Source organism: Salinibacter sp. (assembly GCF_042218895.1).
In the GTDB taxonomy this organism is placed as follows: domain Bacteria; phylum Bacteroidota; class Rhodothermia; order Rhodothermales; family Salinibacteraceae; genus Salinibacter.
Genome location: NZ_JBDGQQ010000011.1, coordinates 57,991 through 66,218, shown reverse-complemented (window position 1 = coordinate 66,218; position 8,228 = coordinate 57,991). Strand labels below are relative to the sequence as shown.

Here is an 8,228-nt window from a genome sequence, read left to right as displayed (position 1 = left end):
CCCTGCTGTCCGACTGGCCCCAAACAGTACGTCCCGATGCGCTACGCAGCGCACCGGGACGCATCGAGCAGAAGCGATCGTACATGTGTGGGACGAGGCCGCCCCCCGTACTATTACTTAAACTCGAACAGCAGGGAGAACCGCAGGGTATTGGCCAGAGGACTGTTATTCTCTGCCGTGTAGAGATAAGAGATGTCCACCCCGGCAAAGTTGTACCGAAGCCCCGCCCCGAACGTCAGGAACTGACGGTCTCCATTGTCGGGATGCTCGTAGAAGTATCCCGTCCGGAGCGCAAAGAGATCGTTGTACCAGTACTCAACACCGGTCCCGACCGTGAACTGCTCAATGAGACTAAGCTTCGTCACGTTTCCTCCCTTGGCTTGGCCACTCGCCGGCCCCCACGACTTAAACAGCGCGACCCACCCCGGATCCCCGACGCGCGCCGTGTCGCCGTTAATTACCTCCTGCTCAACGTTGACCAACTGCTTGTTAAAGTCGGCCGCGAGGGTCAGGGTGTTAAACTCATCGAAGTCGATGGTGAGCGCCGGACCGAACCGGAGATTCATTGGAATCGGGTCCTTATCGGGGTTCGAGCTGTTGAAGTCCAGCGTCCCTCCCATATTCGCCAGATTCACGCCCGCAGAAAAGGTTGCTTCCGAGCCGCCCAGCGAGAAGGGAGCCGTGCGGTACAGCGCCGAGAAGTCCGCCGCAAATGTCGAGGCTGATCCCTCGCCCGTTCCCTGTAGCTGTCCCGAGGTCAATTTCGAATGGATGTACCGCAGTGAGGTGCCCAGCCCAAGCCGCTCGGATACTTGGTAGCCGTACGAAGTCCCGACGGCGAGTTGAAAGGAGCTTGTTTTCCCTACCCGTTGGCCCTGATCATCACGAATCACGGTCTCCCCCAGGTTCAGGAACCGGACGTTTCCCCCGAACGTCCCGATCCCGTCGACGTGATAGGTACCGACGAGGTACTCGTAGAAGAGCCCTGCGTTAAACTCCGGCAGCCAGTTGGAGTGCGTGATGCCTGCCTGCGTGTTTTTCTGGAAGGCTAGGCCCGAGGGGTTCCAGAACATAGCATTCGCATTGTCCGCTACGGCCACACCCGTGTTCCCCATACCCGCCGCCCGACTGTCCGGCTCGATGCGGAGGAAGAGGGCCGAGGATTGCCCAACCTGGCCATGGGCTGGCGCTGCAAGTGTAAATACGAAGAGGGCCGTCCCCAGTAGCGAGAGGGACCAGCGAGCAATGCGAGACAACAGAGAATACATCATAGGACCCAGGGATAAAGGTTGATCGCGTACAGAACAGAATGAAAGAGCGGCGCGGTGATCAGTGGAGACAGGATGGTAAACCTGAAAACTTCCCGATCCCTCCGTTGAACACTTCAACGCGCCTCATGCCGGATGTTTTCGCGCTCCGGCAGTTGGTGCAGTTTCTGTAGCGCTTTCGATCTGATAGACTTACTGGGTGGATGTAGGAAAGGACACTTCGGGCAACGGTAGGGTACTCAAGACCGATAAAATGCACAACCACTGAGTACTAATGTAACCTCCCTCCGAACGTTTCTCGCGCAATCTTCTTCGGGGCGCTTTTCTCTCGCGGGATTTTCCTTGGGAATGAGGGCTATCGACCATTTCCCAGCTGTTCCTTCAAGCGGTTAAGGCGCTGAAGGACCTCAGCCATCTGCTGGGTCGCTTCTTGGATATCCTGAACCGCCGACGTGAACTGATCGTCGAGTTCCTTTTCTCGGCTCAACTCGCGAAGAAACTGTGCGTTTCCTGAGATGATTGAGAGTGGGTTGTTCAGGTCGTGATGGACAGACGATAGGACATCCTGTATCTCTTCTTCCGGCATGGGCAGTTCGAGGTCATCCATTTCGGCGGAACGTAAGTTTATAGACGAGAGATGTGAGGTAGGACTCCGTATTCTGCAGGCCCAATGCTGGGCGTTCCTACAGATCTCCAAGCGGCCGTCGATCTACCACCTCAATCCCCTGGTCGGTTCGGTCGAGGTCGCCGATCTGGACCCTCGGGTCGTGTTCAAAGAACAATATCCATTCCGAACGCTCGGCCCGGCCTAAAAAATTTCTCTTCTCTTCGATTGTCTGCAAAGGTCGAACGTCGAAGGCCATCGTCCAGACGGGAGCAAGGTGATGGATTGTGGGCAGCAGATCGGCAACGTAAACGAGCGTGGTCTCATCGTCGGACACTTTCACAATCTGCTGCGCTTCGGTGTGTCCGTGGACCAGGATCACTTCGACGTTCGGGAACAGGGACCCTTCGCCCTCCACGAGATGAAGCTGGTTGGCAGCCTCGATTGGGAACAATGTTTCTTCGACAAAGGAGGCGCTCTCCTTAGGATTCGGGTCGGTTGCCCAGTTCCAGTGCCGCTTCTGGACGTGATAGGTGGCGTTCGGGAATGTGGGCTCAGGCCCCTCAGGGGTCTCGCGCGTGCCGCCCCCGCAGTGATCGAAGTGCAGGTGCGTGAGAATCACGTCCGTGATGTCCGCCCGGCCAAATCCGTGGGCCCGGAGGGATTCTTCCAGGGTTGCGGAGCCGTGGTCGACTGCGTAGATGTCCTGGTATTTCGTGCCTTCGAACGTGTCGCCGATGCCCGCGTCGATTAGGATGCGCCGATCGGTGCCCGCCAGCAACAGGCACCGCATGCTCAGCGGAATTCGGTTCTGCGCGTCCGGCTCGATGCGCTTCGACCAGAGGGGTTTCGGGACGATGCCGAACATCGCTCCCCCGTCAAGTCCAAAGCGGCCAGTGTCGATTGGGTAGAGCGTATACGGACCAATCTGGGGCATGGCGGATCGCAGATGAATGAGGGGACTCGCGGATCCGCCAACCTCAAAAACAGCGGGCCGAAAGTCTACAGGCCCTACACTTCTTCAGGGGGAAAATCCTTGAAGTGTCCGTTTGACCGGATCCGACGCTGCACCCCTTCCTGCTGTTCGATGCGGGGGATCACCGACTCGAAGTGGTGGATGAGATACCGGATGCGCTCGTTTTCGGTTCTGAACTCGAGCACCTCCTGTTTCTGGTCGCTGTCGAGGACCGCGTTCTGCGCGAGGACGAAGGAGAGCCGGTCCACGTCTTCGTAGAGGTCGGGGCGAACCGTGCGTCCGGCCAACTCAAGGAGCTTCATGTGCTGCGTGATGACCCGTTCTTTCAGCTCAAGATCGACCTCACTGTCTTCGTCCTGGACGAGTGTGACGTCGGCCGTGTAGTAGCTGAGCTGGTCGTAAACCTCCTCGATGCGGAAGCGAGTCTCCCCCTCCACGGCGATGTCCATCCGTCCGTCCTCGTACTCCTTCAGGATTTGGTCAATCCGGGCGGTCGTGCCCACCTCAGCCCAGCTCTCATCAGCCCGGACGATCCCGAACGGGGCGTCGTGCTCCAGGCAGTACTGGGTAAGTTCCCTGTACCGCTCCTCGAAGATGTGCAGCGGAAGGCGCTCGCCGGGGTAAAGCACGAGGCTTAGCGGAAACAGCGGGAGAGAGTCGATCGAATCCATAGGAAAGGGGAGAGAGTGTCGCTCGGTACTACCACTCCTCAAAGCGCTAAAGTACGGAGGGAGTAGCGATGGGGAGCAGTGTTGGACGTGTGAATTCTCGAATTCACTGAAGGGCCTAACGAACCTTATTCCCCGGAGTTCGGGGATGTCCTCCGGCCCGCACCCTGTTTTACTCCCCCGTCACGACTTGTCAGCATCTCGACCGCGGGAGGCCGCCTCCGCCGGCATAATGTCCTCGGCCGGGTCTATCTCGTGGAGCTGGCCCAGTTCAAGGCGCAGGACGCGCTCGGCGATCTGGGCCAGTGAGGGGTCGTGCGTAGCGAGCACGAAGGTCTGGTCGATGTCCTGGCTGAGCCGTTCAATCTCACGGTGAAGAGGCTGAGCCGTGCGGGCGTCCAGATTCCCGGTAGGCTCGTCCATGAGCACGAGGGCGGGTTCGTTCATCAGCGAGCGTGCGATGGCCACCCGTTGCTTTTCCCCCCCCGAAAGAGTTCCCGGGCGGTGATCGGCCCGGTCGGCCAGACCCAGGAGGTCCAGAAGGTCGCGAGCCCGGGGCCTCACCTCTGACAAGGAGCGGTGCTGGATGAGCGCGGGCATCGCAACGTTTTCGAGGGCCGTAAACTCGGGAAGCAGGTGGTGAAGCTGAAAGACGAAGCCAATCGCCTGATTGCGAAACGCCGCCAGTTCCTCGTCGCTCTTCGAGAAGAGATCGTTCTCCCTGAACCGGACCGTGCCCGCAGTGGGCCGGTCGAGGGCCCCGAGCAGATGAAGCAGCGTCGACTTTCCCGATCCGCTCTCTCCCGCAACCGCCACGATCTCTCCCTCACGGACGCTCATGTCGAGGTCCTGGAGCACTGTAAGCGGCTCGGGGCCGCCAGTGTCGTACTCCTTCACCAGGCCATCGACGTCGAGAAGAGGAGCGTCCACTACGGCAGTGAGGAACTGTGGGGCGGGTCAATGGGGCGTGCGGGAAAACGGCGCTAGTCGTCGCGCTCGATGCCGTACTTGTTGAGCTTGTTGTAGAGGTGGGACCGCTGTATCCCGATCGTCTCGGCGGTTTGGCTCACATTCCAGTCGTGCTCAAGGAGTTTGTGCTGAATGAAGTGCTTTTCGAACTGATCGCGCGCGTCGGTGAAATCGTCGTAGGCCTTTATAAGCTCCTGCGCTACGCCTTCCGAGTCGACTCCAGGTTGCACGAACTGATCGATGTCCGCAGCCTCGATCGTCTCCCGATCCACCAGGATGAGCAGGCGCTCGATGACATTGTGGAGCTCTCGGACGTTTCCCCGCCACTCGTAGTCTTTGAGCCGGTGGAGAGCGTCGTCGGTGAAGGTTTTTGGGGGGAGTCCATTGCGCTGCGCCACTCGCTCGGCGATGTGTTCTGTAAGGAGCGGAATGTCGTCCCGGCGTTCCCGCAGCGGCGGCACGTCGATCAAAATCACACCGATTCGATGATACAGGTCCTCACGGAAACGGCCCTCCTCGATTTCCTCCATCAAGTCTTTGTTCGTCGCCGCAACAACCCGCACGTCGACGGAAATGCTGTGCTCCCCTCCGACCCGCTCGATTTCACTTTCTTCCAGCACGCGAAGCACCTTGGCCTGTGCCGAAAGGCTCATATCCCCGATCTCGTCCAGAAACAGCGTGCCCTCGTGGGCCTGCTCGAACTTTCCGATGCGCTGCTGAGTAGCCCCCGTGAAGGCGCCCTTTTCGTGGCCGAAAAGCTCGCTCTCGATGAGCTCGCTCGGGATGGCGGCGCAGTTCACCTCTACCATGGGTTCATCGGCCCGGGCCGACTTGTGGTGAATCCACTTCGCCACCAGTTCCTTGCCCGTCCCGTTCTCGCCCGAGATGAGAACCCGCGCTTCCGTAGGCGCAACCCGGTCGATCGTATCCTTAATCTCCTGAATGGACGCGCTCTCCCCGATGATCGGAGGAAGGTCGCCCGTGCTCTGCTCACTGATGGCCTGCCGCATGCGCCGGTTCTCGACCTCGAGCTTTCCGTGGTCCAGGGCGTTGCGAACAGTGACGAGGAGCCGGTTGAGGTCTGGGGGCTTCTCGATGAAATCGTACGCCCCAAGCTTCGTGGATTCGACCGCGGTTTCGATGGTGCCGTGTCCACTAATCATGAGAACCGGCACCTCGTACCCCTCCTCGGCAATCGTCTCGAGAACTTCCATGCCGTCGATCTTCGGCATTTTCACGTCGAGGATCACCAAATCGTACGCGTTCTCGCGGAGGGCCGACAGTGCCTCCTCACCGTCGACGGCCTCCTCAACGTCAAAATCCTCGTACTCCAGAATTTCGCGAAGCGTCCGGCGAATGCTCGCCTCATCGTCAACAACTAAGATCGTAGGCATGCCGAAGCGCGGGACAATCCACAGAGTGTGTCACGGACTTGCTAGGGCCCCGAGGCCCTCCCTGCCCCCGGCGTCGGGATTCATGCCTCACGGAACGGACCCCAGTGGTGTCCCTCGCCGCGACATCGGGGCGTCAGCGGGCCCGGGATGGAGGCTCGTCGTCGTCCCCGAGGGCACTACGACGACGTCTGCTTCTGCTGCACCTTCGCGCGGGCCAAGTACCGCTTGGCCCGAGTGGCCTGGTCGGACTCCGGATAGTTCTCCTGGATTTTCCGGTAGACCGTTATCGCGGTGTCGTACTGACCGGCCTCTGCGTAGGCCTGCCCTGCACTAAGCAAGTAGCGCGGGGTGGTCAAGTCGTTCTTGTACTGGGACGCCGCCCTCTCGTACAGCTTGGCCGCCCGTTGGAACTGACCGCGGTTCTCGTAGATTTTTGCCTGCGCCGCCAGGGCGCTCGCCCCGAAGAAGTTGTTTTCCTTCTCAAATTTCTTGAAGTACGTCAGCGCCTGGTCGTACTTTTCAGTTTGGTAGAGGGCGTTGGCGGCGTAGAAGGAAGCAAGGTTGCCGGCATCCGTGCCGCTGTAGTTATCAGCAATTGCGAGAAGCCCGGCCTGGCTGCCCGAGCCGTTGAGGGCCTGTTCGTAGTTGCCTCGCTGATACACCGATATGATTTGCCCTAGCTTCTTGTTGGCTGCCTCTTCCTGCTGCTGGTGGTAGTAGATGTAGCCCGGAACGGCGAGCGCAAGCGCGAGGAGCACGACCCCAATCCCCTGTGCGAGGCGGCGGTAATCCTCGTAGAAAAGCAAAGCTCGCGCGTAGAGGTCGACAAAGATGTTTCTCCGAAGCTCCTTGCGGCGTGAGGTCTTTTCGGGCGTCTGGAGAGCAGTCATGTGTAGCTGAAATGGACGAAACTCGAATGAGCAAACGACAACGTCCCCCCGACGAACCTTTTGAGTTCAGGCCCATGCTGCGCACCGAATTCCGTTTAACGTGCCGCCGTTCGTTCGTTTCCGACCGGGGCGAACCGACGAGCACCGACCCTGCTTTTGCATGTGATCTTTACTAAGTTGACTCGCGGATCTTATAACTTAGTGTTGCGCTACGGCTCCCTCGTGCGCAAGCACGCAGGAGGCTTTCTGAGGCTGTGCACGGGCCTCGATTCATCGCGCGGCCCGCCGGCTTGCTTGATCGTTGAATTCAGACTGGAGTCCACACTATGTCCATCCGACTTGGAATTAACGGGTTCGGTCGCATCGGCCGTCTATGCTTTCGCTCCATTCTTGAGCGTGAAGCGCACAATTTTGAGATCGTAGGGGTAAACGATCTCACAGACGCTGAGACGCTGGCCACGTTGCTCAAGTACGACACCGTGCACGGCCAATTTCCGGGGGACGTGCGCCTGGACGATGGTGCCCTTGTCGTTGATGGGGAACGGTTCCCAGTTTTCAGCAAGAAGGACCCGACCACGCTTCCGTGGGGGGACCTGGACACCGACGTGGTCATCGAGTCAACAGGGGTCTTCCGGACCCGCGAGAAGGCGTCGATGCACCTGACGGCCGGGGCCGATAAGGTCGTAATCAGTGCCCCCGCGAAGAGTGAGGTGGACGCTACCGTTGTGTTGGGCGTAAATGACGAGGTACTGACGGGCGACGAGGAGGTCGTGTCCAACGCCAGCTGTACGACGAACTGTCTGGCCCCGCTCGTGAAGGTTCTCGACGACGCCTTCGGCATCGAGAGCGGCCTCATGACGACCGTCCACGCGTATACCGCGTCGCAAAATATCGTGGATGGGCCCCACAGCGATCTGCGCCGGGCCCGTACCGCCGCCGAATCGATCATCCCGACCACGACCGGAGCCGCAAAGGCCGTAGGGGACGTGCTCCCCCACCTCGACGGCAAACTCGATGGCATGGCCATGCGGGTGCCTACGCCCGACGGGTCGGTGACCGACCTTACGGCGACTGTCGAGCAGGACGTGTCGACCGAGGAGGTGAACGAGGCGTTTCGCGAGGCAGCCCAGGGACCCCTCTCCGGCGTGCTCGCGTATAGCGACGACCCTATTGTTTCGCGGGACATCATCCATGACCCGCACTCCTGTATTTACGATGCGCCCTGGTCGATGGCCGCGGGCTCGATGGTAAAGGTCGTGGGATGGTACGACAATGAATGGGGGTACGCGAATCGCACCGTCGACCTCGTAGACCAGCTCGTCGAGACGTCCGCGTAGTGCCGAGAGCGTCCTGCCCTCGCCCGGCGCCGGAGCGTCTGCACCAAGCCCAACATTGGGAAGAGCCGATAGCAAAATGTTGGCCTCGCCGCCGAATCCTTCCTGTTCCCTGCATACGGTCC

Annotated in this window: 8 protein-coding genes; 1 reads left to right on the top strand and 7 read right to left on the bottom strand. The window is 59.9% G+C overall.

Annotated features, from left to right (window positions below):
* Positions 1-113 precede the first annotated feature (113 nt).
* The 7 genes from porV to ABEL04_RS01460 all read right to left on the bottom strand — a co-directional run bounded on the left by porV (position 114) and on the right by ABEL04_RS01460 (position 6,769).
* On the bottom strand, positions 114-1,271 hold the full coding sequence (gene porV, locus ABEL04_RS01490; protein ID WP_375800602.1) for a type IX secretion system outer membrane channel protein PorV: 1,158 nt from the start codon (positions 1,269-1,271) through the stop codon (positions 114-116).
* A 352-nt stretch (positions 1,272-1,623) separates the two neighbouring features.
* Positions 1,624-1,875 carry a histidine kinase dimerization/phospho-acceptor domain-containing protein gene (locus ABEL04_RS01485; protein ID WP_375800601.1) on the bottom strand — a complete coding sequence of 84 codons (252 nt, stop codon included), beginning with the start codon at positions 1,873-1,875 and terminating at the stop codon, positions 1,624-1,626.
* Positions 1,876-1,951: 76 nt separating this feature from the next.
* A complete protein-coding gene (locus tag ABEL04_RS01480; RefSeq protein ID WP_375800600.1) occupies positions 1,952-2,809 on the bottom strand; it encodes an MBL fold metallo-hydrolase in 858 nt (285 codons plus the stop codon).
* Between the two features lie 74 nt (positions 2,810-2,883).
* Positions 2,884-3,519: an LON peptidase substrate-binding domain-containing protein gene (locus ABEL04_RS01475; protein WP_375800599.1), complete on the bottom strand. Its 636-nt coding sequence runs from the start codon at positions 3,517-3,519 to the stop codon at positions 2,884-2,886.
* 180 nt (positions 3,520-3,699) lie between these two features.
* Positions 3,700-4,446 carry an ABC transporter ATP-binding protein gene (locus ABEL04_RS01470; protein WP_375800598.1) on the bottom strand — a complete coding sequence of 249 codons (747 nt, stop codon included), beginning with the start codon at positions 4,444-4,446 and terminating at the stop codon, positions 3,700-3,702.
* A 53-nt stretch (positions 4,447-4,499) separates the two neighbouring features.
* A complete protein-coding gene (locus ABEL04_RS01465; RefSeq protein ID WP_375800597.1) occupies positions 4,500-5,879 on the bottom strand; it encodes a sigma-54-dependent transcriptional regulator in 1,380 nt (459 codons plus the stop codon).
* Between the two features lie 176 nt (positions 5,880-6,055).
* Complete coding sequence (locus ABEL04_RS01460; RefSeq protein ID WP_375800596.1) at positions 6,056-6,769, bottom strand: tol-pal system YbgF family protein; 714 nt, start codon at positions 6,767-6,769, stop codon at positions 6,056-6,058.
* Positions 6,770-7,095: 326 nt separating this feature from the next.
* Here ABEL04_RS01460 and gap point away from each other — a divergent pair, with 326 nt between their 5' ends.
* Positions 7,096-8,106, top strand: a complete 1,011-nt coding sequence (gene gap, locus ABEL04_RS01455; RefSeq protein WP_375800595.1) for a type I glyceraldehyde-3-phosphate dehydrogenase — start codon at positions 7,096-7,098, stop codon at positions 8,104-8,106.
* The last annotated feature ends 122 nt before the right edge of the window (positions 8,107-8,228 follow it).